Annotated in this window: 18 protein-coding genes; 13 read left to right on the top strand and 5 right to left on the bottom strand. The window is 71.8% G+C overall.

The window, feature by feature from the left end:
- Positions 1-44: 44 nt before the first annotated feature.
- Positions 45-1,649 (bottom strand): AMP-binding protein, encoded by a 1,605-nt coding sequence (locus tag ID574_RS45690; protein WP_188195318.1) that lies wholly within the window; start codon positions 1,647-1,649, stop codon positions 45-47.
- A gap of 85 nt (positions 1,650-1,734) precedes the next feature.
- Between ID574_RS45690 and ID574_RS45695 the strand changes: the two genes are divergently transcribed.
- The 5 genes from ID574_RS45695 (at position 1,735) to ID574_RS45715 (ending at position 6,094) form a co-directional block, all read left to right on the top strand.
- Complete coding sequence (locus ID574_RS45695) at positions 1,735-2,595, top strand: LuxR C-terminal-related transcriptional regulator (RefSeq protein ID WP_188195319.1); 861 nt, start codon at positions 1,735-1,737, stop codon at positions 2,593-2,595.
- 115 nt (positions 2,596-2,710) lie between these two features.
- Positions 2,711-3,946 carry a Tm-1-like ATP-binding domain-containing protein gene (locus ID574_RS45700; RefSeq protein ID WP_188195320.1) on the top strand — a complete coding sequence of 412 codons (1,236 nt, stop codon included), beginning with the start codon at positions 2,711-2,713 and terminating at the stop codon, positions 3,944-3,946.
- The gene (locus tag ID574_RS45705) at positions 3,943-4,764 is read left to right on the top strand and encodes a phosphoenolpyruvate hydrolase family protein (protein ID WP_188195321.1); all 822 of its coding nucleotides are present in this window, start codon (positions 3,943-3,945) and stop codon (positions 4,762-4,764) included. Before ID574_RS45700 ends, ID574_RS45705 begins: the two co-directional genes overlap by 4 nt.
- A 95-nt stretch (positions 4,765-4,859) precedes the next feature.
- Positions 4,860-5,267: a hypothetical protein gene (locus ID574_RS45710; RefSeq protein WP_188195322.1), complete on the top strand. Its 408-nt coding sequence runs from the start codon at positions 4,860-4,862 to the stop codon at positions 5,265-5,267.
- A gap of 41 nt (positions 5,268-5,308) precedes the next feature.
- A complete protein-coding gene (locus ID574_RS45715; protein WP_188195323.1) occupies positions 5,309-6,094 on the top strand; it encodes an endonuclease/exonuclease/phosphatase family protein in 786 nt (261 codons plus the stop codon).
- Here the strand turns inward: ID574_RS45715 and ID574_RS45720 are convergent.
- Positions 6,075-9,281 (bottom strand): AfsR/SARP family transcriptional regulator, encoded by a 3,207-nt coding sequence (locus ID574_RS45720; protein ID WP_188195324.1) that lies wholly within the window; start codon positions 9,279-9,281, stop codon positions 6,075-6,077. The genes ID574_RS45715 and ID574_RS45720 overlap by 20 nt on opposite strands.
- Before the next feature lie 161 nt (positions 9,282-9,442).
- Between ID574_RS45720 and ID574_RS45725 the strand changes: the two genes are divergently transcribed.
- On the top strand, positions 9,443-10,462 hold the full coding sequence (locus ID574_RS45725; RefSeq protein WP_188195325.1) for a M23 family metallopeptidase: 1,020 nt from the start codon (positions 9,443-9,445) through the stop codon (positions 10,460-10,462).
- 88 nt (positions 10,463-10,550) lie between these two features.
- Positions 10,551-11,993 (top strand): N-acetylmuramoyl-L-alanine amidase, encoded by a 1,443-nt coding sequence (locus ID574_RS45730; protein WP_223167754.1) that lies wholly within the window; start codon positions 10,551-10,553, stop codon positions 11,991-11,993.
- Between the two features lie 194 nt (positions 11,994-12,187).
- Here the strand turns inward: ID574_RS45730 and ID574_RS45735 are convergent, their stop codons facing one another.
- Complete coding sequence (locus ID574_RS45735; RefSeq protein WP_188195326.1) at positions 12,188-13,192, bottom strand: LacI family DNA-binding transcriptional regulator; 1,005 nt, start codon at positions 13,190-13,192, stop codon at positions 12,188-12,190.
- Between the two features lie 170 nt (positions 13,193-13,362).
- Between ID574_RS45735 and ID574_RS45740 the strand changes: the two genes are divergently transcribed.
- The gene (locus ID574_RS45740) at positions 13,363-14,859 is read left to right on the top strand and encodes a glycoside hydrolase family 43 protein (protein ID WP_188195327.1); all 1,497 of its coding nucleotides are present in this window, start codon (positions 13,363-13,365) and stop codon (positions 14,857-14,859) included.
- A 120-nt stretch (positions 14,860-14,979) separates the two neighbouring features.
- On the opposite strand, the gene ID574_RS45745 is transcribed toward ID574_RS45740, so the two are convergent.
- On the bottom strand, positions 14,980-15,489 hold the full coding sequence (locus ID574_RS45745; protein WP_188195328.1) for an SRPBCC domain-containing protein: 510 nt from the start codon (positions 15,487-15,489) through the stop codon (positions 14,980-14,982).
- A gap of 587 nt (positions 15,490-16,076) precedes the next feature.
- On the opposite strand from ID574_RS45745, the gene ID574_RS45750 reads away from it, so the two are divergent.
- From ID574_RS45750 to ID574_RS45770, 5 genes are read left to right on the top strand one after another with little or no spacing between them, the layout of a single operon-like run.
- Entirely contained in the window at positions 16,077-18,431 is a 2,355-nt protein-coding gene (locus tag ID574_RS45750) for a beta-xylosidase/alpha-l-arabinosidase (RefSeq protein WP_188195329.1), read from the top strand.
- Between the two features lie 44 nt (positions 18,432-18,475).
- The gene (locus tag ID574_RS45755) at positions 18,476-19,456 is read left to right on the top strand and encodes an ABC transporter permease (RefSeq protein WP_188195330.1); all 981 of its coding nucleotides are present in this window, start codon (positions 18,476-18,478) and stop codon (positions 19,454-19,456) included.
- On the top strand, positions 19,450-20,328 hold the full coding sequence (locus tag ID574_RS45760) for a carbohydrate ABC transporter permease (protein WP_188195331.1): 879 nt from the start codon (positions 19,450-19,452) through the stop codon (positions 20,326-20,328). Before ID574_RS45755 ends, ID574_RS45760 begins: the two co-directional genes overlap by 7 nt.
- A 29-nt stretch (positions 20,329-20,357) precedes the next feature.
- On the top strand, positions 20,358-21,995 hold the full coding sequence (locus tag ID574_RS45765; protein WP_188195332.1) for an ABC transporter substrate-binding protein: 1,638 nt from the start codon (positions 20,358-20,360) through the stop codon (positions 21,993-21,995).
- Positions 21,996-22,054: 59 nt separating this feature from the next.
- Positions 22,055-22,750, top strand: a complete 696-nt coding sequence (locus tag ID574_RS45770) for a YesL family protein (protein WP_188195333.1) — start codon at positions 22,055-22,057, stop codon at positions 22,748-22,750.
- Between the two features lies 1 nt (position 22,751).
- On the opposite strand, the gene ID574_RS45775 is transcribed toward ID574_RS45770, so the two are convergent.
- On the bottom strand, positions 22,752-24,776 hold the full coding sequence (locus ID574_RS45775; protein ID WP_223167755.1) for an alpha-glucuronidase: 2,025 nt from the start codon (positions 24,774-24,776) through the stop codon (positions 22,752-22,754).
- Positions 24,777-24,807: the final 31 nt, after the last annotated feature.

The raw sequence follows: 24,807 nt of genomic DNA on the forward strand, positions 1-24,807 counted from the left end.
CCGGGCTTCCTGCGTGTTGAGGAGATCGGCGTACACCTTTCGATCTACGTGCCGAGCAGGCGGGCGGCCTGCTCCCGCATCTCCACCTTCCGGATCTTCCCGGTGACCGTCATCGGGAAGGAGTCCACCACGTGCACGTACCGGGGGATCTTGTAGTGGGCCAGGCGGCCGGCGCAGAACTCCCGGACCTGCTCGGCCGTCAGCGGCTCGGCCTCCGGCCGCATGACGATCCAGGCCATGAGCTCCTCGCCGTACTTCTCGTCCGGCACGCCGATCACCTGGACGTCGCGGATGTCCGGGTGGCCGTACAGGAACTCCTCGATCTCGCGCGGGTAGATGTTCTCGCCGCCGCGGATGACCATGTCCTTGATGCGGCCGACGATGGCGACGTAGCCGTCGCCGTCCATGGTGGCCAGGTCGCCGGTGTGCATCCACCGGGCCGCGTCGACGGCCTCGGACGTGGCGTCCGGCTGCCCCCAGTAGCCCAGCATGACCGAGTAGCCGCGGGTGCACAGCTCGCCGGGCTCACCCCGGGGGACGGCCAGGCCGGTCTCCGGATGCACGATCTTCACCTCGGTGTGCGGCATGACGCGGCCCACGGTCTCGGTGCGGCGGACCAGGCCGTCGTCCCTGCGGGTCATCGTGGACACGGGCGAGGTCTCGGTCATGCCGTAGCAGATGGCGACCTCGGTCATGTTCATCTCGGTGACGACGCGCTTCATCACCTCGACGGGGCAGGGGGAGCCGGCCATGATCCCGGTACGCAGGGAGGAAAGGTCGAAATCTCCGGACACGGCGAGTTCGGCGATGAACATCGTCGGCACCCCGTACAGCGACGTGCACCGCTCCTCCTGCACCGCCCGCAGCGTCGCCTCCGGGTCGAAGCCCGGCGCGGGCAGCACCACGCACGAGCCGTGCGACGCCGCGCCGAGATTGCCCATGACCATGCCGAAGCAGTGGTACAGCGGCACCGGCAGGCACACCCGGTCCCGCTCGGTGTAGCCGAGCAGCTCGCCGACGAAGTAGCCGTTGTTGAGGATGTTGTGGTGCGACAGCGTGGCGCCCTTGGGGAAGCCGGTGGTGCCCGAGGTGTACTGGATGTTGATCGGGTCGTCGAACGCCAGCTCCGCCGCCCGCGCCCGCAACGCCGCCGGGTCGCCCCGCCGGCCGCTCTCCACGAGCTCATCCCACTCGCGCTCGCCGATGAAGACCGCGTCGGCGAACCCGATCTCGCCGATCATCGACCGGTAGTCGCTGGTCTTGTGCGCGACGGCGCTGATCAGCAGCCGCATGCCCGACTGCTCGGCCACGTACCGCAGCTCGTGGGCCCGGTAGGCGGGGTTGACGTTGACGAGGATCGCGCCGATCTTGGCGGTGGCGTACTGGACGAGCACCCACTCGGCGCAGTTCGGCGCCCAGATGCCCACCCGGTCGCCCTTGGCGATGCCGCGGGCCAGCAGGCCGAGCGCCACCTCGTTCACGGCGGCGTCCAGCTCGGCGTAGGTCCAGCGGCGCCCGGCCGCCACGTCCACCAGCGCCTCCTGCCCGCCGAACCGCGCCACGGCGCGCTCGAAGTTCTCCCCGATCGTCTCGCCCAGCAGGGGGACGGCGGACACACCCGAGGCGTACGAGAGCAATGCATCAGCCATGCCCGCAGGATCCCCCGCCCCCGGACCCGCCGCCACCCCCGTTCGGGGGTAGCCCCGACCGCCGGCCGCGTCCATGCTGGAGGACATGGCCGCACCGCACGCGCCCGCCGACCGCGAACGCGAGGCGCTCAACACCGCCGTCGGACGGCTGCGCCGGGCGACCGGGCTGCCGGTCGCGTTCGGCGGCGTGGTGGCGGGCGGGTGGCGCGGCGTCACGCTGACCGAGTTCAGCGGCACCCTGACCGGCGTGCTGCGCGGCCTCGCCGTCAGCGCGGGCAGCGGCCTCGGCGGCCGCGTGCTCACCACGGCCCGGCCCGGCGCCGTCGACGACTACGCCGCCGACCCTCGCATCAGCCACGAGTACGACAAACCGGTGATCGCGGAAGGGCTGCGGGCGATCGCGGCCGTGCCCGTCACGGTGGACGGCGCCGTGTCCGGCGTCCTGTACGGCGGCATCCGCGAGCCGCTGTCGATCAGCGACCGCGTCGTGGACGCCATGACGCAGGTCGCCGCCCGCATGGGCTTCGAACTGGCCGTACGCCGCGAGGTCGAACGCCGCCTGGCCGAGCTGGAGACGGCGGCGATCACCCGGGCCGCCCGCGAGACCCCGGGCGCGGGGGAGTGGGAGGCCGTCCGCCAGGCCCACGCCCAGCTGCGGGCCATCACCCGGGAGATCGCCGACGCCGGACTCCGGGCCCGCCTGGAGGACGTGTGCGACCGCCTGGCCCGCCCTTCTGCCGGCACCCACCCGAACCCGCTGTCACCCCGCGAACTGGACGTCCTCGCCCTGGTCGCCGTCGGCTGCGGCAACGCCGAGACGGCCACCCGGCTCGGCATCCGCCCGGAGACGGTGAAGAGCTACCTCCGCAACGCCATGCGGAAGCTCGGCACTCACACCCGCATGGAAACCGTCGTCACCGCCCGGCGCCACGGCTTCCTCCCCTGAACCCCCAGAGGGGCGTGGGAGCCCGTCCCACCGGGCATGTACGCGGGGTTCCCGAGCGCCGTCGACCCGCTCACCAAGGCGGAGAAGGCCGGTGAGCAGAGAGGTGAGGCACCACATGCCGTCCGTCGTACTGATCGGCACTCTCGACACTAAGGGCGAGGAGTACGCCTGGCTGCGCAACCGGCTCGTGGAGCTGGGCAGCGACGTGATCGTGGTCGACGCGGGCGTCGGCCCCCACGACTTCCTCGCCGACGTCACCGGCGAGCAGGTCGCCGAGGCGGCCGGGCACGACGTGCGGGCGCTGCGCGAGCGGGGCGACCGCGGCGCCGCCGTCGCCGCCATGGGCGAGGGCGCGGCCGCGGTGCTGGCCGGGCTGCACGCCGACGGCCGCGTGGACGCCGTACTGGCGCTGGGCGGCAGCGGCGGCTCGTCGATCGCCGCGCGGGCCGTCCGCGACCTGCCCATCGGCCTGCCCAAGCTCATCGTCTCCACGATGGCGGCGGGCGACGTGTCGCCGTACGTCGGGGCGAAGGACGTCACCCTGACGTACAGCGTGGTCGACATCGCCGGGATCAACCGGGTGTCGCGCGCCATCCTCGGCAACGCCGCCGCCGCGGCCGCCGGCATGGGCCAGGCGTACCGGCTGGCCAGGGCAGCGCGGACCGCGGGCGAGCCGGACCGGCCGATGATCGGCGCGTCGATGTTCGGCGTCACCACGCCCGCCGTCGACGCCGCCCGGGAGCGGCTGGCCGAGCTCGGCTACGAGGTGCTCGTCTTCCACGCGACCGGCTCCGGCGGCCGGGCGCTGGAAGGGCTCGCCGCGAGCGGGATGCTGGCGGGCGTGCTCGACCTGACCACCACCGAGCTGGCCGACGACCTCGTCGGCGGCGTGCTGTCGGCCGGCTCCGAACGGCTCACCGCGGCCGGCGCGCACGGCGTGCCGCAGGTGGTCGCCCCCGGCGCGCTCGACATGGTCAACTTCGGCCCCCGTGACACCGTGCCCGCCGCGTTCGCCGACCGCCTCCTGTACGTCCACAACCCCACTGTCACGCTGATGCGCACCACGCCCGACGAGATGCGCGAGCTCGGGCGGCGCGTGGCCGCCAAGCTCCGGGCCGCGACCGGTCCCACGGCCCTGTTCGTGCCCCGGCAGGGGGTCTCCGCGCTGGACGCCCCCGGTGCGGCCTTCGCCGACCCGAAGGCCGACGCCGCCTGCTTCGAGGCCATGCAAGAGGGCCTGCGCGGCTCCCCGGTCGCCGTCGAGGAGCTCGACCTGCACATCAACGACCCCGCCTTCGGCCGCGCCATGGCCGACCGGCTCCACGACATGATCACCGGAGGTGCCACGTGAACAGGCAGGACGTCCTCGACAGGCTGCGGTCCACGATCGCCGCCGGCCGGCCGATCGTCGGCGCGGGCGCCGGCACCGGCCTGTCGGCCAAGTGCGCCGAGGCCGGCGGCGTGGACCTGATCATCATCTACAACTCCGGCCGCTACCGCATGGCCGGGCGCGGCTCGCTGGCCGGGCTGCTCCCGTACGGGGACGCCAACCAGATCGTCGTCGAGATGGCCGCCGAGGTGCTGCCGGTCGTCCGCGACACACCCGTGCTGGCGGGCGTGTGCGGCACCGACCCGTTCAGGGTCATGCCGCTCTTCCTCGACCAGCTCAAGGCCATGGGCTTCGCGGGCGTCCAGAACTTCCCCACCGTGGGCCTGTACGACGGGACCTTCAGGCAGAACCTGGAGGAGACCGGCATGGGCTTCGACCTGGAGATCGAGATGATCCGGCTGGCCCACGAGCGCGACCTCGTCACCGCCCCCTACGTCTTCGACGAGGACCAGGCGCGGGCGATGGCCGAGGCGGGCGCCGACGTGCTCGTCCCGCACGTCGGGCTGACCACCAAGGGCAGCATCGGCGCCGGCACCGCGCTGAGCCTGGACGAGGCCGCCGAGCGCGTCCAGGCCATGCGCGACGCGGCCGCCGCCGTCCGGCCCGACGTGCTCGTGCTCTGCCACGGCGGCCCCATCGCCGAGCCCGCCGACGCCGCCCACGTCCTGTCGCGCACCAAGGGCGTGGTCGGCTTCTTCGGCGCCTCGTCCGTCGAGCGGCTGCCGACCGAGCGCGCCATCACCGAGCAGGTCCGCGCCTTCAAGGCCCTCGGCTTCTGAGCGTCCATGAACGTTACAGGCGATCTTGACGAAGTGCGGCGGGTCGCCGATGCTCCCTGCGGAAGGGAATCCACCGGCATCGTCAGGGAGACCGCATGCGCGCGAACACGACGTCGACGCCCCGCCGCCCGTCCGGCGCCCGTTTATGGGCCGTCGCGGGCCTGACCGCGGCCCTCGTGCCCCTCGGCGGCGCGGCCACCGCCGAGACGTCCCCTGCCCCAGCGGCGGCGGAGGTCTACTGCATCCCGGAGGCGCCGGTCTGCTTCGGCATCCGGGGGGTCCCCGGCTCCTACAGCGCCTCCTTCAGGATCCAGCCCGCGCCCAAGACGGCCATCTTCTCGTTCACCGTCAACGGCGCTCCCGCCCAGGGCTCCCTGGCGACGTGGAGCAGCGGCACCGCACTCCACGGCGACTTCCGGCCCTACCCGCCGCTCGTCACCGGCGACCGCGTGTGCATGCGTTACACGAGCGGCGCCCGCGAGTACTGCGCCACCACACCCTGAGCAGGAATGCCCCGTCAAGATCCTCTGTAAGATCCACGGGCATGCGAATGATCAGACGGATCCTGGCGGCCGCGGCGGCGACCGTGCTCGCGGCCGCGGCCCTGGCCGCCCCTCCCGCCTCCGCCGCCGCGAACCTCGTCGTCCTCAACTGGAACATCCGCGGTGAGAGCGCCGACATCAAGGCCATGGCCGCGGTGATCCGCGCCAGCGGCGCCAACATCGTCACCCTCCAGGAGATCCACCGCAGGCCGGACGCCGACCAGGTCAGGCAACTGGCCGCCGAGCTGGGCTGGCACATCAGCGACAACGCGCACTTCGGGGCGGGCGACAACGTGGGGCCCTGCGACGACCCGCAGCCGGGCACGGCGGGCAACGCCGTGCTGTCCAAGTACAAGATCGTGGAGCGGGTGACGATACGGCTGACCGACTACGCGACCTGCCCGGTCAACCGCTCCATGGCCGGTGTGCGGCTCGACCTGGGCGGCGGCGCCACGATCCGGGTGTTCACCACGCACCTGTCTCCCGGCCTGTCGGCCGAGTCGGTCGCGCGGCGGCAGGCGCAGGCCAGGAAGATCCTGGACTACTTCGGCACCCGGACGGGCCTGATCCTCACCGGCGACTTCAACGCCAAGCCCACCGACACGGTGACCAAATGGTTCGTCCAGGCCGGCTGGCTGGACACCGGCGCCAGGCACGCCGACGAGCCCACCCTCGGCAGCGCCCGCATCGACTACGTCTTCACCAGGGGCGTCACCGTCACCGGCGGCGACGTGCTGTCCAGCAACCTGTCCGACCACCGGCCGATCGTCATGAGGATGACGCGCTGAGCGTGCGGTGCGCCGCGTCCTCGCGCAACTGCCTGCGCAGCTCGCCGGCGCGGTGGAGGTAGTGCGAGGCGAGCGTGGCGCGGCCGGCCGAGCGGTACAGCTCGCCGAGCGTCTGGAACGTGTCGGCCTCGCCGCTCCGGTCGCCGAGCTGCTGGAAGATCGCCAGCGAGCGCTGCAGCTCGGCGGAGCCGTGTGACCGGTCACCGCGTGCGGCGCGGAGCCCGCCCAGGTTCTGCAGGGCGTACGCGCCGCAGTGCCGGTCGCCGAGGGTCTCGAAGAGGTCCAGCGCGCGCCCCTGGAAGCGCATCGCCTCGTCGGAGTCGGCCGCCAGGTCGTGCAGGCGGCCCAGCTGCATGGACACGCATCCCTCGCGGTGGGAGTCGCCGAGCTCCCCGGCCAGCCGCAGCGCCTCGCCGAGCCACCGGGACGCCTGGCGCAGGTCCTGCAGCGACAGGTACACCCGGCCGATGGCCTGCCGCGCGTACGCCTCCCCGCTGGGATCGCCGATCGCGAGGAACATGGCCAGCGCGTGCCGGAAGTAGCCCAGCGCGCGAAGATGCCGGCCGGAGAACTGGTTGACCGCCCCGAGCCCGCAGATCGAGATCGCCTCGCCGCGCCCGTCGCCCAGCTCCCGGAAGATCACCCGGGCGCGCCGGAGCATCTCGTCGGCCTCGGCGTACCGGTCCTGGTAGAGGCAGACCTGGGCGAGACCGCGCAGCATGGCCGCCTCGCCGCGCCGGTCGCCCGCCGCCTGGGCGCTGTCCAGGGCGACCCGGTGGGTGAGCTGCCACTCGTCGAAACGGCAGTGCAGGTCGAAGTAGGGCACGAGGGTCGCGGCGAGCCCCCACGCCGACTGCGCCAGCCCCGTGCGGGCCGCCAGCCGCACCGCCTCCACCAGCGACTCCCGCTCGGCGTCGAACCACGACAGCGGGTCGGCCGTCAGGCGGCCGAGGGTCTCCCGCTCCAGGCTCCACCGGGGCGCGGCCTCCGACGTCATGCTGAACAACGCGGTCGGCAGCCGGGACGTGGCGTGCTCGGCGGCCGTCATCCACCCGCCGAGTACCCGGGTGAGCGCCTGACGCTCGGCCGCGCCGCCGCCCTTCTCCCTGGCGGTGCAGCGGACCAGGTCGTGCAGCCGGTACCGGGGCTGGCCGAGGGGGTCGGTCCCGACCAGGCGCAGGAGGCTGACGTCCACCAGCGTGTCCACGACGGCGTCGGCGCGGTGCCGGTCGAGCACGGCGTCGGCCACCCAGCCGGGCACCGATGCCGGGCCGAGCAGCGCCAGCGCGCGGAAGGCCTGGGCCGCCTCGCCGGGCAGACGGCGGTAGCTGAGGTCGAAGGAGGCGCGTACCTCCAGGTCGCCGGCGCGCAGCTCGTCGAGCCTGGTCGCCTCGTCCGCCAGCCGCCGCTGGAGCTCGCGCAGCGACCAGCCGGGCCGTCCGGCCAGGCGGGCTCCGGCCACCCTGACCGCCAGCGGCAGATGGCCGCACGCCTCCAGGATGGCCCGCGCGGCCTCCCGCTCCGCGGACACCCGGTCGGCGCCGGCGATCCTGCCCAGCAGCTCCACGCCCTCCGCCGGGGACAGCACGTCCAGCTCGAGCAGGAGGGCGCCGGGGAGCTCGGTGATGCGGCGGCGGCTGGTGACCAGGACCGCGCAGCCGCTGCCCGGCAGCAGGGGCCGTACCTGGGCGGCGTCGGCGGCGTCGTCGAGGAGGACGAGCATGGGGCGTTCGGCGAGGAGCGAACGGTACAACGTGGCCCGCTCGTGCACCGAGGAGGGAAGGGCCGCCTCGGCCACCCCGAGCGCCCGCAACGCCTGGGCGAGCAGGTCGGCGGGGTCGGCGGGGGTGCTGTCGGTGCCGTCCAGGCACAGGTACAGCTGTCCTTCGGGGTAGCCGGCGCGTACGGCGTGCGCGCAGTGCACGGCCAGCGCCGACTTGCCGACCCCGGGCGGCCCCACGACCACGGCGATCGACGGCGGACCGTCCGCCTCCCGCGTCTCGGGGGAGAGGGCCTGGATGAGGTCGGCGACCGCCCTCCCCCTGCCGGTGAAGTCCGGCACGTCGGCGGGTAACTGATGCGGCACCGGCATGCCGTGCGTGAGGATCGCCGGCAGACCGGCCGGGGGAGCGCCCGCACCGGGGGAGGGAGCGCCCGGCGTGCTCGCGCCGGGGTCGGTGGCAGGCGATCCCACGCCCAGGGGGAGCGCCATCGGGACGACGGGCGACGACTCCATGCCCAGGGAGTGCGCAGCCGGCGCAACTGCCGGGGACTCCACGCCGGGGGACAGCGTTCCCGGGACCACGGCGGGCGAACTCCCGCCGAGGGAGAGCGCACCCGGGACGGCGGTGTGGGCAGGCGCGTCAGCGGTGCCCGGGGGAGGCGCGGGGGCAGCGCCGGTGGGCGGGGCGAGCCGGGAGGGGGGCGTCGGCGGCGCCGGGGTCGGGGGGAAGTCGTCGGACAGGACGGCGGCGTGGGCGTCGCGCAGGTCCTGGCCCGGCTCGATGCCGAGGTCGTCCACCAGCTGCCGCCGGATCGTCGTGTACGCGTGCAGCGCCTCGGCCCGCCGCCCGCTCCGGTGCAGCGCGAGGATCAGCCGCTGCCACAGATCCTCCCGGTAGGGATGCTCCCCGATCAGCTCCCGCAGGTCCTCGATCGCCGCCGTGTACTCCTCACAGGCCAGCTTCGCCGCCACCAGCTCCTCGGCGGCCCCGAGCCGGGCTTGGGCGAGCGAGCGCAGCCGGCCGTCCCACACCGGGCTGCCGGGCAGGTCGCCCAGCGGGTTGCCGCGCCACAGCGCCAGCGCCCCGCGCAGGTGCACGGCCGCCTCCTCGGTGCCGGCCGCCGCCCGCGCCCTGGCCACCAGGTCCTCGAACAGCAGCGCGTCGAGCTGCTCGGCCCGCAGCTCCACCGCGTACCCGGACGGCTGCGCCACGATCGTGGCCCCGGCCTCGCCCACGGCGCCGCGCAGGGCGCTCACGTACGTCCGCAGGTTCGCCACGGCCGACGACGGCGGGTTCGCCGGCCACAGCACCTCGATGAGCACGTCCGAGCCGACCACCTGGTTCGCCTCGAGCAGCAGTGAGGCCAGCAACAGCCTGGGTTTCTTGCCGGCGATGCGGACCTTGTGTTCCGGCGTCCGGACCAGCAAAGGCCCGAGAATGCCGAAATTCGGCAGGTCAGCCACTACGAACGCACCTACTCCTCCGCTTTCGGGGTTGCCGCAATTCGTTGGGTCGTCGTTCAAGCGGGCTGAGCCTTTATATCGATTTTGGATGTTCTTTGTATGCCGTACTCCCAATCTGGGTCCCCAGCAAGAGCGCTTCGTAAGATCCAGAAAGGATCCGTATGAGACCCAGAGGGGTGCTTACGGTTGGGTTTTTCCTGCTGGCGGGGCTCATGTCGGGCCAGGCCGCCTCGGCGGGATCGATCGTGACGGCTGGGGCCACTCCGACGCCGTCCCCCACGGCGACGGCCACTCCGACGCCGTCTCCCACGGCGCACCCGGACGATCCCCCGAACATGGTCGACGTCCCGCCGGTCTCGACCCTGGCGGCGCCGCGCTTCCAGCTTCCCTTCCCGTGCGGTCAGCGCTGGACGGGCAACTCCAGCGCGAGCAGCGCCCACCGGGCCCACGAGATCGACTTCAACCGGGGCAACTCGCCGGACGCCGACCTGGGCGACACCGTCGTCGCGGCCGCGGCCGGCACCGTGGTCATCTCGGCCCACCAGGGCTCCGCGAACGGCTTCGGCAACCTGGTCAAGATCGACCACGGGGGTGGCTGGCAGACGTTCTACGCGCACCTGAACAGCCGCTCCGTCGCCGCGGGCGCCCGCGTCTCGCAGGGCCAGAAGATCGGGACGCTCGGCAAGACGACCAAACCCAGCAACAGCGGGATGAGCGCGCACCTGCACTACGAGGTCCGCCAGGGCACCGGCTACCCGGGCAACATCCGCAAGGCCGTCTTCAACGGCGTCACCTTCGGCTACCCGATCCAGACGCTGACCTCGAAGAACTCCTGCGGCGGCGGTGGCGGCGGGACGAATCCGCACACGCCCGAGAAGGTGTGCGGCAGCGGCTACAAGGTGATCGACTCCGCCGCGCTCGGCTCTGCGGGCACCGCCTACCTGCTCTTCAACTCCGCCAACGGCCAGAACTGCGTGACCACGATCAAGAAGACGTCGCTCGGCACGGCCAGCGCCACCAGCGCGTACCTGGAGGTCAAGGGCAAGCCCCGGGTGACCGACAGCGGGAACTTCACCTACTACGCGGGCCCGGTGCGTGCCGCGGCGGCCGGCAAGTGCGTCAAGTGGGGCGGCAAGGCAGGGACCGCCACGTACAACAGCCCCTTCGAACACTGCGACTGACCCCCTTCAGGCCGGAGCGGCCGCCGTCCCCCTCCTGTGACCGGCGGCCGCTCCCTCTTTCGCGTACCGACCTTCCGAGGAGACATCTGTGCACCCCCGATTCCGCCGGTCAGCCGTGCTCCTGGCTGGCGCGCTGATCCCCTTGCCGCTGTTCATGGGACAGGCGGCCGCGACGGCCGATCCCATGGCCGACGCGTTCGCCCGCGCGGCGGCCACGTACGAGGTGCCCCGCGACCTGCTGGTGTCGCTCGCCTACGCCGAGACCCACCTGGACGGGCACGACGGCGAGCCCAGCATGAGCGGCGGCTACGGCGTGATGCACCTGGTCAGCAACCCGAAGACGCGCACGCTGGAACAGGCGGCCAAGCTGACCGGCCAGGACGTCGCGAAGCTGAAGACCGACGACGCGGCGAACATCGCGGGCGGCGCCGCCGTGCTGCGCGCCCTCGCCGACGACCTGGGGGTGACCGCGGCCGGCCGCAAGGACCCGGCGAAGTGGTACCAGGCGGTCGCCAAGTACGGCAACGCCTCCTCGGCCGACGTGGCCCGCCTGTACGCCGACTCCGTCTACGACCTGATGGCCGAGGGCGTGCGCGCCACCACCCCTGACGGCGAGACCGTCACGGTGCCGCCCCGCGCCGTGGAGCCGGAGCGCGGCCCGTACGCCGACGCCAAGGACCTGGACGCGCCCAACACGTTCGCCGCGAAGACCGACTACCCCGGCGCCACGTGGGTGCCCGCGCACAGCAGCAACTACGCGGTCTCCAACCGCCCGGCCGGTGACAAGATCGACCGCATCGTCATCCACGTGACGCAGGGCTCGTACGCCGGGACGATCTCCTGGTTCCAGAACGGTCCCAGGCCGAACCCGACCTCGGCCCACTACGTGATCCGCTCCTCCGACGGCGCCATCACCCAGATGGTCAGGGAGAAGGACCGCGCCTTCCACGCCGGCAGCTACAACCGGCGCTCGGTCGGCATCGAGCACGAGGGCTACGTGAACAACGCCACGTGGTTCACCGACGCGATGTACCGGGCCTCGGCCGCGCTGACCCGCAACATCGCCGACCGGTACGGCATCCCGAAGGACCGCACCCACATCGTCGGCCACCACGCCGTCCCCGGGACCGACCACACCGACCCCGGCCCGCACTGGAACTGGACCAAGTTCATGCAGTACGTGACCGGCGGCAGCGGCGGCACCCCCAACCCGCACACGCCCGAGGAGGTGTGCGGCAGCGGCTACAAGGTGATCGACTCGGCCCCCCTCGGCTCGGCGGGCACCGCCTACCTGCTGTACAACTCCGCCAACGGCAACAACTGCGCGACCACGATCAAGAAGACGTCGGTCGGCCAGGCCAGCGCCGTCAGCGCGTACCTGGAGGTCAAGGGCAAGCCCCGGGTGACCGACAGCGGCAACTTCGCGTACTACGCCGGGCCGGTCCGCGCGGCCGCCGCGGACAAGTGCGTCAGGTGGGGCGGCAAGGCAGGGACCGCCACGTACGACAGTCCCTTCGAACACTGCGGCTGACCCGCGCCGTCAACGTGCCGGCCGGGGCCTCGGCCGGCACGTTGACCTCAGCCCATCACCCGGTGCTCGACGAGGACATGCTCCGCAGGGGTCAGGACCTCATGATCGAAGTGTGCGGCAGAGTAACCGTCAACCAGTCTGATCATCGGGCTCGCCGAGGCTACACGGCGCGGTCGGCTCCGATGCCGAAAGTTTCAGGCCTTCGGAGGGGCCGTGCTGCCCCGGATCACCAGGTCCGTGCCGAGCTCGAGCCGGCTCTGCTGCAGCGGCTCGCCGCGGGCCAGCGTCACCAGCATGGTGGCGGCCGCGGCCGCCATCTCGGTGAGCGGCTGGCGGATCGTGGTCAGCGGCGGGATGGCCCGGCGGATCGCCGGCAGGTCGTCGAAGCCGATCACGCTCAGGTCGTCGGGGATGCGCAGGCCCAGGTCGTACGCCGCCTGGTAGACGCCCATGGCCTGCTCGTCGTTGGCGGCGAAGATGGCGGTCGGCCGGTCGGGCAGCCGCAGCAGCCGGTGGGCCTGCGCCAGGCCGCCCCCGGCCAGGAAGTCGCCCTCGCAGATCAGCTCCGGGTCGATGGGCACCCCGGCCCGGTCGAGCGCGGCGCGGTAGCCGTCGAGGCGGGCCCGGCTGGACAGCGCGAAGTCCGGCCCGGTGACGATGGCGATCCGCCGGTGACCGAGGTCCAGCAGGTAGCGGGTGGCCGACAGCCCGCCGCTCCAGTTGCTGGCGCCGACCGAGGGGAGCCGGTGGCCGGGGTCGCCGCTCGGGTCGAGCAGCACGAGCGGGATGTCGCGGGCGTCGAGCTGGTCGCGCTGCTCTTCGGTCAGGCCGGAGAACACCGCGATGACGCCGGTCGGGCGGCGGCTCAGCACGCCCTCGATCCAGCCCTGGCCGGGGACGTGCCGGTGCTGCAGCTCCGACAGCACCACGGCCAGCTGATGCTCGCGCGCCACCTGCCCGACACCCTTGATGATCTCGATCGGGTAGTCGCCCTCGAGCGCGTGGAAGACGAGCTCGACCAGGGCGGACGGGCTGACCCGCCGCTTCTGCCGCCGGTAGCCGTGCCGGCGGATGAGGCTCTCGACGGCGGCGCGGGTCTCCGGCGCGACCTCGGCCCTGCCGTTCACCACCTTGGAGACCGTCGCCGTGGAGACCCCCGCCAGCTCGGCGAGCTGCGCGATCGTCAGGGGCCTCGTCATGACCGGCAGTCTAGCCTCCGGGTTTCGCGGCCACCCAGGACTGTTTCGGCGTCCACGCTGAAGATCCTTGACGTGCTTCTCGGGGGATGCTTAGAGTCGCGAACTAACGATCGGAATTTCATCCGAAAGTTTCTGACGAGCTTGCCGAAGGGACGCCCCTCGCCGTGCGCATGTACGACAATCCCGTGATCGGCGGGTTCCATCCCGACCCGAGCGTGTGCCGCGTCGGCGAGGACTACTACCTGGCCTGCTCCAGTTTCGAGTACTTCCCCGGCGTGCCTATCTTCCACAGCCGCGACCTGGTGCACTGGCGGCAGATCGGCAACGCGCTCGACCGGCCCTCGCAACTGCACCTGCCCGCCGAGACGACCGCCTCGGGCGGCGTCTACGCGCCGACCATCCGGCATCACGACGGCCGGTTCCATCTCGTCACGACGAACGTGAGTGGGCGCGGCACGTTCCTCGTCACCGCCGACCGGCCCGAAGGTCCCTGGTCGGACCCCATCTGGATCGACCTGCCCGGCATCGACCCCGACCTGGCGTGGGACGAGGAAGGCTCCTGCTGGTGCACCACCTCCGGCAATCAGGTGGCGCGGATCGACCCGGCGGAGGGCAAGGTGCTCGAGGGTCCGTACCCCATCTGGTCGGGCACCGGCGGGAAATATCCGGAAGCACCCCACCTGTACCGGGTGGACGGCTGGTGGTACCTGCTCATGTCGGAGGGCGGCACCGAGCGCGGCCACGCCGTCTCCATCGCCCGTGCCCGCTCGCCGCGCGGCCCGTACGAGCCGGGGCCGGTCAACCCGATCCTCACCCACCGCGGCACCGACCGGCCCGTCCAGAGCACCGGCCACGCGGACCTCGTCCAGGCCGCCGACGGCAGCTGGTGGATGGTGCTGCTCGGCACCCGGCCCCGCGGCTTCACCCCGGAGTTCCAGGTCCTCGGCCGGGAGACCTTCCTCATCCCCGTACGGTGGGAGGACGGCTGGCCCGTCGCCGGACCCGTCGAGGAACGCCACTGCGCGCCCGCCGCCTGGCACCCGCTCCCCGAGACACCGGCCCGCGACGACTTCGACGCCGAGGCCCTGGCGCCGTACTGGATCTCACCGCGAAGCCGCCCCGACGACTGCTGGTCGCTGACCGAGCGCCCCGGCTGGCTGACCCTGCACGCCACCGGCCCCACCCTCGACCGTCCCGGCCACACCTTCGTCGGCCGCCGCCAGCAGCACCACGACTGCCGCGTCACCACCCGCCTGGACCCCGGCTCGGGCCGGGCGGGGCTGTCGGTGCGCATGGACGAGGCCCACCACTACGACCTGGAGGTGAGCGACGGGCGCGTACGGGTGATCGCCAGGATCGGGCCGCTGCGCCAGTGCGTGGCCGAGCGGGCGGTCCCGCCCGGTCCGCTCACCCTGGCCATCGACGTCCGCACCCACGACGTCCTGCCGCCGACCGCGACCGGGCCGGTCACCGAACCGCTCGGGGTGTCCGGCCGGGGCCCGGACACCCTCTCCTTCTCCGCCGGCGGCGTCCTGCTGGCCCAGCTCGACGGCCGCTACCTGTCCACGGAGGTCGCCACCGGCTTCACCGGACGGGTGATCGGCATGTACGTCACGGAGGGCAGCGCCGGCTTCGACTGGTTCGACTACGAGAGGCCGGCGACCTGAGCCAGGCGTGCTCGGCCGGCACTCAGTGGGACGAGGGGGTCCTACGCGCCGGGGTCTGCTGTCGATCGGCGTGCCGGGCGCGGCGTCGGCGGCAGGACGTGGTGGACGCGGAGACCGGCGTCATGGGCGGGCACGCAGCTGCGCCGCGAAGCGCCGGCCCGGGCCCGGGTCGACCCCGAAACGCTCGACGTAGCGTTCGTGGATTTCCTCCCACGTCTCGTGTGCCACCTCTTCGGAGAGGTACTCGCCGGCGAGATGGGGCTCGAGCCGCGAGAAGTAGGTCTCCCAGCCGGTAGCGGTCTGCGCTGCGAGGTCGCGGTCGTCGATGACGTGGGTGAAGACCAGGCGGCAGCCGTCCTCGTGAGCGGCCAGGTCGAAGCTGTACAGCTGGCCGGCAAAGGTCCAGGCCAGGCGATGGGGCGGGTCGGCCTCGGTCACCTCGCCGGTCGCGCCGGCGGCCTCGAACGTCTCGCCCGCCGCCGGGGTCCAGTCGGCGGCTGCGGGAAACCAGCGCTCGAGCTCTGCGGGCACGCTGACAGCGCGCCACACGCGCTCGACCGGGTAGGCGAGCGTGCGCTCGAAGCGCAGCGCCGGGCGACCGTCGATCGTTTCCAGGGTTCCGTGAATCATGGGTTCTCCTCCAGCCGTTGTTCCAGGGCGTCGAGCCGGCTGCGCCAGAACACACAATATGCAAGTAACGGCTTGCCTAACAAGCCGAGCCCCCACGCCGCGCGCCCAGCTGGCCGAGGGACCGCCGCTGAAACAGGCGCCGGCACCGATGGGTGTCACCCCGATCAGGCTCCTTAGGCGGAGCCGGCGATTCGCCCGACGGCCGGCGAAGTGTCCGGCCCGGACCGGGCGGGCCGGATGCGCCGCGCTTGGTGGCCGCGGTCGCGGGGGCGACGAGCGCGCGGCGTGTGCCGACTCCTCGTGAGGGTGGTCGACCGGCATCGGGCGGGTCGTCGCGCCCCCGGAAGCGGGTCTGACCGGCACCTTGTCAGTGGCGTCCGACTTGCTGAATTTTCCGAAATTTTCCGGCAATTTGCCGTCGTGGCCGCACCTTGATCGAGCCCTGTGACCCGGGCTAACGTCACAACTAGGTCAGCAACTTGGCACTCAACACCCCTCTTGACACGATTCAATGCGACCCCTAAGTTGCCGCAATATTAACGGATCTTCTCGAAAGTTTCGGTTACATCATCGGCCGAAAGGTTGGCATGAGGGGTCAAGGACCAATCGACACTAGTGCCGCGTCCGGCGAGAGCCCGCCGTGGCAGGACACCCGGCTGTCGCCCGAAGAGCGAGCCGCGGCGCTCGTCCCGCTCATGACGCTGGAGGAGAAGGTCGCCCAGCTGGTCGGCGTCTGGGTCGGCGCCGACGCCTCAGGGGGAGGCGTCGCGCCGCACCAGCACGACATGGACACCGTGCAGTGGGACGCGGTCATCGGCAACGGCCTGGGGCAGCTGACCCGCCCGTTCGGGACCGCCCCGGTCGATCCCGTCGCCGGCGCCCGCTCGCTGGCCGCGTCCCAGGCGGAGATCGTGGCGGCCAGCAGGTTCGGGATCCCGGCCCAGGTCCACGAGGAGTGCCTGACCGGCTTCGCCGCCTGGCGGGCGACCGTCTATCCCGCGCCGCTGAGCTGGGGCGCCGCCTTCGACCCCGAACTGGTCGAGGAGATGGCCGGGCAGGTCGGCCGGTCGCTGCGCGCGGCGGGCGTTCACCAGGGTCTCGCCCCGGTTCTCGACGTCACCAGGGACTACCGGTGGGGCCGCACCGAGGAGACCATCGGCGAGGACCCGTACCTGGTCGGGACCGTCGGCGCGGCGTACGTGCGCGGCCTCGAGGGCGCCGGGATCGTCGCCACGCTGAAGCACTTCGCCGGGTACGCCGCCTCCCGGGGCGGCCGCAACCACGCCCCCGTGCCGATGGGCCGCAGGGAGCTGGCCGACACCGTGCTGCCGCCGTTCGAGATGGCGCTGCGGCTCGGCGGCGCCCGGTCGGTGATGAACTCCTACGCCGAGATCGACGGCGTCCCTCCGGCCGCCGACGAGGGCCTGCTGACCGGGCTGCTGCGCGAGGAGTGGGGATTCACCGGCACGGTCGTCTCCGACTACTTCGCCATCCGCTTCCTGGAGCGCCTGCACGGCGTGGCCGCGGACGGAGGGCAGGCGGCCGGGCTGGCCCTGCGGGCCGGGATCGACGTCGAACTGCCGACCGTCGACACCTTCGGCGCTTCGCTGATCGAGGCGGTGAAGGCCGGTGAGGTCGACGAGGCGCTCATCGACCGCGCCCTGCGGCGGGTGCTGGCGCAGAAGGCCGAGCAGGGCCTCCTCGACGCCGGCTGGCGGCCGCTTCCGGAGGACCCCGACGGGCTCCGCCTGGACGACGAGACCGGCCGCGACATCACCCTGCGCCTGGCCCGCGAGTCCATCGTCCTGCTCCGCAACGCCGGCGGCGTGCTGCCGCTGGCGCCCGGGCGGCGCGTCGCGCTCGTCGGCCCGGTCGCCGACGACCCGATGGCCATGCTCGGTTGCTACACCTTCCCCGCGCACGTCGGCCCGCATCCGGAGCAAGGGCTGGGGGTCGAGATCCCGTCGCTGCGCGAGGCCCTGGCCGAGCTCGTCCCCGGCCTGACGTACGTGCCGGGCTGCGCCATCACCGGCGACGACACCTCCGGCATCCCGGCGGCGGTCGCCGCCGCGGCCGAGGCCGACGTGTGCGTGCTCGCCGTCGGCGACCGCGCCGGCCTGTTCGGGCGCGGCACCTCGGGGGAGGGCTGCGACGCCGTCGACCTGGACCTCCCGGGCGTCCAGGGCGAGCTGGTGCGGGCCGTGCTCGCCACCGGCACCCCCGTGGTGCTGGTGCTGCTCGCGGGACGCCCGTACGCGCTCGGCCCGGAGACCGACGCGGCCGCGGCCGTCGTCTACGGATTCTTCCCCGGGCAGCTCGGCGGCCAGGCCCTCGCCGAGGTGCTCACCGGCGCGGTCAATCCGTCCGGGCGGCTGCCGGTCAGCGTGCCGCGCGACGCCGGCGCGCTGCCCTCGACGTACCTGTCGCCGCCGCTGGGACGCCGCTCGGAGGTCTCGTCCGTGGACCCGACGCCCGCGTTCCCGTTCGGGCACGGGCTCGGTTACACGACGTTCGAGTGGAGCGACGCGGGCGTGCGCGGGCCGGCCGAGTGGCCGGTCGACGGCGAGACGACCGTCGAGATCACGGTGCGCAACACCGGGTCGCGCCCCGGCGCCGAGGTCGTGCAGCTGTACCTGCACGACCCGGTGGCGCAGACGACCAGGCCGGTGGTGCGGCTGGTCGGCTACGCCCGCGTGCCGCTGGAGGTGGGGCGGGCCGCGCGCGTGTCGTTCACGGTCCCGGCCGACCTCACGTCGTTCACGGGGGTGCGCGGCCGGCGCATCGTCGAGCCCGGCGACGTCGAGCTGCGCTTCGGGCGCTCCAGCGCCGACACCGCGGCGGTCCTGCCGCTGCGGCTGACCGGCGCCGAGCGCGAGGTCGGCCACGACAGGAAGCTGCTGGCGGCGGTCGCCGTCACACCGGAGGAAGGCGGCGGCATATGACCACCGAGCCCGCCTCTCGGAGTGAGGCCATGAAAACGGGCGCGATGAGCACGACCCTGGACGGTCCACCGCGGGACGCGCGCCCCGCCCGGCCCGACGCCGGCCGGCGGAGGCGCGCCAAGCCGGACACGTGGTGGCACGCGCTCCGCCGCGACTGGCGGCTGTATTCGCTGGCGATCCTGCCGCTGCTGTTCTTCCTGATCTTCCGGTACGTCCCGATGATCGGAAACGTGATCGCCTTCCGCCGGTACGAGCCGGGCGGCAGCATCTTCGGCGAGTCCTGGGCGGGCCTGCGGTACGTGCGGATGTTCCTCAGCGACCCCACGTTCTGGAACGTGTTCACCAACACGCTCATCCTCGGCGCGCTGACCCTGCTGTTCACCTTCCCGCTGCCGATCGCGCTGGCGCTGCTGCTCAACGAGGTGCGCAACCAGCGCATCAAGCGGTTCCTGCAGTCGGTGTCGTACCTGCCGCACTTCCTGTCGATGGTCATCGTGGCCGGCATCGTCATGCAGATGACGGCCATCGACGGCCCCATCAACCAGATGCTGAAGGCCGTCGGCGAAGACCCCGTCCCGTTCATGCAGAAGCCGGAGTGGTTCCGCACGATCTTCGTCTCGTCGGAGGTCTGGCAGACCGTCGGCTGGGGGACGATCCTCTACCTGGCCGCGCTGACGACCATCGACGAGCAGCTCTACGACGCGGCCCGCATCGACGGCGCCAACCGGTGGCGGCAGATCTGGCACGTCACCCTGCCGGGCATCCGCCCGACGGCGGTCACGCTGCTGATCCTCAACGTCGGCACGTTCATGGCCGTGGGCTTCGAGAAGGTCCTGCTGCTGTACAACCCGCTGACGTACCCGACGGCCGACGTGATCTCCACGTACCTGTACCGCATGGGCTTCGAGTCGAGCAACCTCAGCTACGCCGCCGCGATCGGCCTGTTCGAGGCGCTGATCGGGGTGGTGCTGATCGTGTCGGCGAACCTGATCTCCCGCCGCACAGTAGGGACCAGCATATGGTGACGATGGCCAGGAGCCGCGGCTACCGCGTGTTCCAAGGGATCAACGCCGTCATCCTGACCGGCGTCGTGATCGTGACGCTGTATCCGTTCGTCAACATCATCGCCCGCTCGTTCAGCGAAGAGCGCTACATCGTCACCGGGCAGGTCAACCTCCTTCCGCGCGGGTTCAGCCTCAGGACCTACGAAGTCGTGACGGCGGACCCGATGTTCTGGACGAACTACCGCAACACGGTGGTCTACACGGTCGTGGCCACGGCCATCGCCATGGTGCTGACGACCTGCTACGCGTACGTGCTGTCCAAGAAGCACCTCAAGGGCCGCACGTTCCTCATCTGGGTGGCCGTCTTCACCATGATCTTCTCCGGCGGCCTGATCCCCAACTACGTGCTGGTCAACAGCCTCGGGATGACGAACACCATCTGGGCCGTCGTGCTGCCCAACGCCATCAGCGTCTTCAACCTGCTGGTCATGAAGACGTTCTTCGAGAACCTGCCGCAGGAGCTGGAGGAGGCCGCCGCCATCGACGGCCTCAGCACCTACGGCATCCTCTGGCGGGTGGTGCTGCCGCTGTCGAAAGCGGTCATCGCCACGATGCTGCTCTTCTACGCGGTCTCGTTCTGGAACTCGTGGTTCACGGCCTTCCTCTACCTGAACGAGCAGGAGCTGTTCCCGGTGACCGTCTACCTGCGCAACATCATCGCGGGCGCCACCGGCGCGGAGAACGCCGGCGCGGTGATAGGTGAGGCGTCGCAGGTGGCCTCCAACATCCAGTCGGTGACGATCCTCCTCACCGTCCTGCCCATCCTGGCGGTCTACCCCTTCGTCCAGAGGTACTTCGTCTCCGGAGTCATGCTCGGCGCGGTCAAGGGCTAGCCGTCCCCGTCAACCGAAGGAATCCCCCCATGCGAGAGATCTCACGACGTCAGGCGCTTGTCGGCTTGGGTGCGTTCACCTTCGTCCTCGCCGGCTGCGGCGAGGGCGAGACCGCAAAGAAGACCGCCGACGTGTCAGGGAACAAGGCGGGCGCGATGGCGAGCTTCGGCGTCGGCCAGCAGTTCAAGGCCACCGAGCCGATCTCCTTCGACGTCCTCTACAACAACCACCCGTTCTACCCGCTCAAGAACGACTGGCTGTTCTGGCAGGAGCTGACCAAGCGCACCAACGTCACCCTCAAGCCGGTCGCGGTGCCGCTCAGCGACTACGAGAAGAAGCGCGGCCTGCTGGTGGGCTCCGGTCAGGCCCCGCTCATCATCCCGAAGACGTACCATCCGGCTGAGGAGGCCTTCGTGGCCTCCGGCGCCATCCTGCCGGTCAGCGACTACCTCGACCTGATGCCGAACTTCAAGGACAAGGTCGCCAAGTGGCGCCTGGAGCCGGAGCTGAACACGTTCCGGCAGTCCGACGGCCGCTTCTACCTGCTGCCCGGGCTTCACGAGGACATCTGGGTGGACTACTCCCTCGCGGTCAGGACCGACATCCTGGAGAAGCACAATCTGGAGATCCCCAAGACCTGGGACGAGCTGTACACCGTTCTCAAGGCGTTGAAGGCCGAGTACCCCGACCTCTATCCCATGACCGACCGGTGGGGCGTCCCCACGCCGGGAGGCAACCTGCTCAAAATCGTCGCCCAGGCGTACGGCGCCAAGGGCGGGTGGGAGTACCAGCACGCGACCTGGGACTCCGCGGCCGGGAAGTTCGTCTACACCGGCGCCATGCCCGGGTACAAGCAGATGATCGAGTACCTGCACAAGCTGGTGAAGGAGAAGCTGCTCGACCCGGAGAGCTTCACGCAGCAGGACGAGCAGGCCAAGCAGAAGTTCAACTCCGGCAAGTCGTTCGTCATCAGCGCCAACGCGCAGACGCTGATCAACGACCACCGGACCCAGCTGAGCAAGCTCGTCCCCGGCGCCAAGATCGTCAAGATTCCGGTGCCGCTGGGCCCGATCGGGGAGTACAAGATCGGCGTCCGCACCGAGAACGGCGTCATGATCTCCAAGAAGGCCCTGGAGAACAAGAACTTCGTGGCCATGATGCAGTTCATCGACTGGCTCTGGTACTCCGACCAGGGCCAGGAGTTCGCCAAGTGGGGCGTCGAGGGGACCACGTTCACCAAGGACGCCTCCGGCGCCTACAAGCTCGCCGAGGACGTCGACTTCGTCGGCCTCAACCCCGGGGCGCCCAAGCACCTGCAGAAGGACTTCGGCTTCCACAACGGCGTGTTCACCTACGGCGGCACCACCAAGCTGCTGCACTCCACCTTCTCCGAGGAGGAGCTGGCATTCCAGAAGGTGATGAACGCCAGGAAGCCGTGGCCCGTCGAGCCGCCGCACCCGTTCACCGACGAGGAGCGCGAGCAGGCCGCGCTGTGGGAGACGCCGCTGAAGGACCACGTCCAGCAGAACACGCTCAAGTTCATCCTCGGCGAGCGCGACCTGAGCGAATGGGACGCCTACGTCAAGGAGCTGGAGGCCAAGAACATGACCTCCTACATCAACCTGGTCACCACCGCCTACGAGCGGTTCAAGAAGGAACACGGCTGATCGACGCGGACGGGCCAGGCCCATGGCAGACGGCCGCCCGGGCCGGGGAAGGATGACCGATGAGCGAGGTGCCTGAGGTGGCGGCGCGGCGGCGGTTCGGTGAGGGGCCGCTCTCGCGCGCCGCCGCGCTGATCTACACCCTGCTGGTGGTCGAGGGCCTGTTCCTGGTCACGGCCGCGCCCGGCCTCGTCGCGCTGACCCTGCTCGGCAGCGACGCGAGCAACGTGCCGCTGGCGGCCCTCTGTGCGCTGCCGCTCGGCCCCGCCCTGTCCGCCGCGCTCTACGCGCTGGGCCGGCGCAGCACCGACCTGACGGACCTGCGCCCGGCGGCGGCGTTCTGGCGCGGCTACAGGGCCAACGCGGGCGGGGTGCTGAAGATCTGGGCGCCGTGGCTGGCCGGGGTGGCCGTCATCGGGACCAATCTGGCGAACTTCGCGGCCGCCGGAGTGCCGGGGTGGTGGGCGGTGCTGCTGGTGCTCGTCGCGGCGGCGGCGATCGTGTGGGTGGCCAACGCGCTGGTGATCACGTCGTTGTTCGAGTTCCGGGCGGTGGACGTGGCCCGGCTGGCCTCGTACTTCCTCATGCGCTCGCCCAAGGTCACCCTGGCCAACGCCTCCCTGCTCGTCGTGGCGGGCGGCGCCACGCTGCTCGCCACCGAGCTGCTGCCGGCGCTCCTGGCCTCGGCGTTCGCGGCGGCGCTGCTGTGGAACAGCCGCCCGCTGATCGCCGAGGTGACCGAAAGGTTCACCGTCTGAATCAGGGGATGTGCCGGCCGTGGGCGTCCGGCACCCCCGACTTGCGGAAGAAATAGGCGTTGATCTGGTCGCGCCACTCCTCGGCGCAGCGGAGCTGCTCGTCGAGCAGCTCCCGCACCCGGCCGTGCAGCGCCGGGTCCACCGACCCCTCGAGCTTGTCCCAGTGCGCCCGCATCTCGGCCACCTCCTCGACCCCGGCGAAATGGGTGTCGTAGATGTGCTGGATGACGGTCGAGCCGCTGTGCAGCACGTGCCCGTACGGGACGTGGTGGAAGAACAGCAGCAGCTCGTCGGGGCACCGCTCCAGGGACTCGTAGACGTCCGACCACGGCCGCGGATACTGGCCGGTGAAGCCCGTCCCGGTGGCGCGGGTGCGGTCCACGCCGACGCCGTCCCGGTCGGCGAAGTGGTACGTGCCCCACGGCGTGTACTCGTAGCCGTCCACGTCGGGGCCGTAATGGTGCCCGGGGCGGACCATGAAGCCGACGCCGAGCGGCGCGGTGTAGCGCTCGTAGGTCCGCCAGGAGCCGTCCATCATCGCGTGCAGGGCGCGCCGCAGCGGCTCCGGGCCCGGCGGGAACGTGAGGCCGATCCACTCGTCGAGGATGTCGGCGGGGGTCAGCCACGGGTCCCAGGCCAGGCGGCCGAAGGCGTACAGGTTGGCCTGCGCGAGCGGGTGGCCGGTCCAGAAAGGGTCGTCGCCGACGTTGGAGACCGCGACCAGGCCGCCCCTGGCCGCCCTCGTCGCCACGCTCGACCCGTCCTCCGGGCCCCACGGCTTGAAGCCGAGCACCTCGCTCCACATCGGGGCCAGGTAGCACACGTGCTTCTGCTGGCCGGTGTACTCCTGCGTCACCTGGAACTCCACCGCCACGTTCGTGTGGTCCATCGCCATGATGACCGGCGAGACCGGCTCCCGCGGCTGGAAGTCCATGGGACCGTACTTGACCTGCAGGATCGCGTTGTCGCGGAACTGCCCGTCGAGCGGGGCGAAATGGTCGTGGGCGGCGCGGGCGCGGTCGGTCGAGCGGTCGCGCCAGTCCTGCCGGTGGTTGTAGACGAAGGCCCGCCAGTGCACGACCCCGCCGTGCGGGGCGAGGGCGTCGGCGAGCAGGTTGGCGCCGTCGGCGTGGGTGCGCCCGTACGCGAACGGGCCCGGCTGCCCCTCGGAGTCGGCCTTCACCATGTAACCGCCGAAGTCCGGAATCGTCCCGTACACGCGCTCGGTGGCCTCGGCCCACCACCGGCGCACGTCCTCGTCCAGCGGGTCGGCGGTCGGCAGCCCGCCGAGCACGATGGGGGAGGCGAACGTGACCGACAGGTGCACACGGATCCCGTACGGGCGCAGCTCGGCGGCGATCGCGGCGACCTCGTCGAGCCGGTCGGTCAGCAGGCGCGCCTCGCTGGCGTGCACGTTGACGTTGTTGATCGCGACCGCGTTGATCCCGCACGCGGCCAGCAACCGCCCGTAGGCCCGCACGCGCGCGAGGTCCTCGCGCAGGACGCCGTCATGCCAGAAGATCGAACCGCCCGCGTAGCCGCGTTCGACCTGGCCCATCACCGGGTGCACGTCGATGTTGTCCCAGTGGTCGAGCATGCGCCGCCCGTTCGCGGGCCGGTGCCGCTCCGCCGGCCGCTCGCCCTCGAACGCCGCCTCACCCAGCCGCATCACGTGGTAGAAGCCGTAGAGCAGCCCGGCGGGGTCGTCGGCGAGCACCACCGTGACGCCGTCGCGCCGGGCGAGCACGTACCCCTCCGCGCCGGCTCGGCCGGCCTCGTCCCTGATCGCCGCCGCGCCGGCCGGCAGCCGCTCCACGGCCGACAACGCCAGCACGAGGTCGAACGGGCCGTCGCCGTCCCGCCGCACACTGCCGCCGTGCCGGGCGCAGGCGTGCGCGACCTCGTCGTGCACGGTCTCGGCGAGCGTCCCCTCGCCGCCCACGAGGACCTGGCGCGAGCCGATCGCCCGGAACGCCTCCGGCGGCAGCCACGCCGCGTGCACGTCGGTCAGCTCAGGAATGGTCACGAACGTCCTCCGGATGGGCAGGCCGAGCCGT

Source organism: Nonomuraea sp. SYSU D8015 (assembly GCF_008065375.1).
Taxonomy (GTDB): domain Bacteria; phylum Actinomycetota; class Actinomycetes; order Streptosporangiales; family Streptosporangiaceae; genus Nonomuraea.

What these genes read in the sequence shown, in the direction of transcription:
- ID574_RS45690 (WP_188195318.1), bottom strand. Translation starts at nt 1,649, where the DNA reads ATGGCTGATGCATTGCTCTCGTACGCCTCGGGTGTGTCCGCCGTCCCC.
- ID574_RS45695 (WP_188195319.1), top strand. Translation starts at nt 1,735, where the DNA reads ATGGCCGCACCGCACGCGCCCGCCGACCGCGAACGCGAGGCGCTCAAC.
- ID574_RS45700 (WP_188195320.1), top strand. Translation starts at nt 2,711, where the DNA reads ATGCCGTCCGTCGTACTGATCGGCACTCTCGACACTAAGGGCGAGGAG.
- ID574_RS45710 (WP_188195322.1), top strand. Translation starts at nt 4,860, where the DNA reads ATGCGCGCGAACACGACGTCGACGCCCCGCCGCCCGTCCGGCGCCCGT.
- ID574_RS45715 (WP_188195323.1), top strand. Translation starts at nt 5,309, where the DNA reads ATGCGAATGATCAGACGGATCCTGGCGGCCGCGGCGGCGACCGTGCTC.
- ID574_RS45725 (WP_188195325.1), top strand. Translation starts at nt 9,443, where the DNA reads ATGAGACCCAGAGGGGTGCTTACGGTTGGGTTTTTCCTGCTGGCGGGG.
- ID574_RS45735 (WP_188195326.1), bottom strand. Translation starts at nt 13,192, where the DNA reads ATGACGAGGCCCCTGACGATCGCGCAGCTCGCCGAGCTGGCGGGGGTC.
- ID574_RS45740 (WP_188195327.1), top strand. Translation starts at nt 13,363, where the DNA reads ATGTACGACAATCCCGTGATCGGCGGGTTCCATCCCGACCCGAGCGTG.
- ID574_RS45745 (WP_188195328.1), bottom strand. Translation starts at nt 15,489, where the DNA reads ATGATTCACGGAACCCTGGAAACGATCGACGGTCGCCCGGCGCTGCGC.
- ID574_RS45750 (WP_188195329.1), top strand. Translation starts at nt 16,077, where the DNA reads ATGAGGGGTCAAGGACCAATCGACACTAGTGCCGCGTCCGGCGAGAGC.
- ID574_RS45755 (WP_188195330.1), top strand. Translation starts at nt 18,476, where the DNA reads ATGAGCACGACCCTGGACGGTCCACCGCGGGACGCGCGCCCCGCCCGG.
- ID574_RS45760 (WP_188195331.1), top strand. Translation starts at nt 19,450, where the DNA reads ATGGTGACGATGGCCAGGAGCCGCGGCTACCGCGTGTTCCAAGGGATC.
- ID574_RS45765 (WP_188195332.1), top strand. Translation starts at nt 20,358, where the DNA reads ATGCGAGAGATCTCACGACGTCAGGCGCTTGTCGGCTTGGGTGCGTTC.
- ID574_RS45770 (WP_188195333.1), top strand. Translation starts at nt 22,055, where the DNA reads ATGAGCGAGGTGCCTGAGGTGGCGGCGCGGCGGCGGTTCGGTGAGGGG.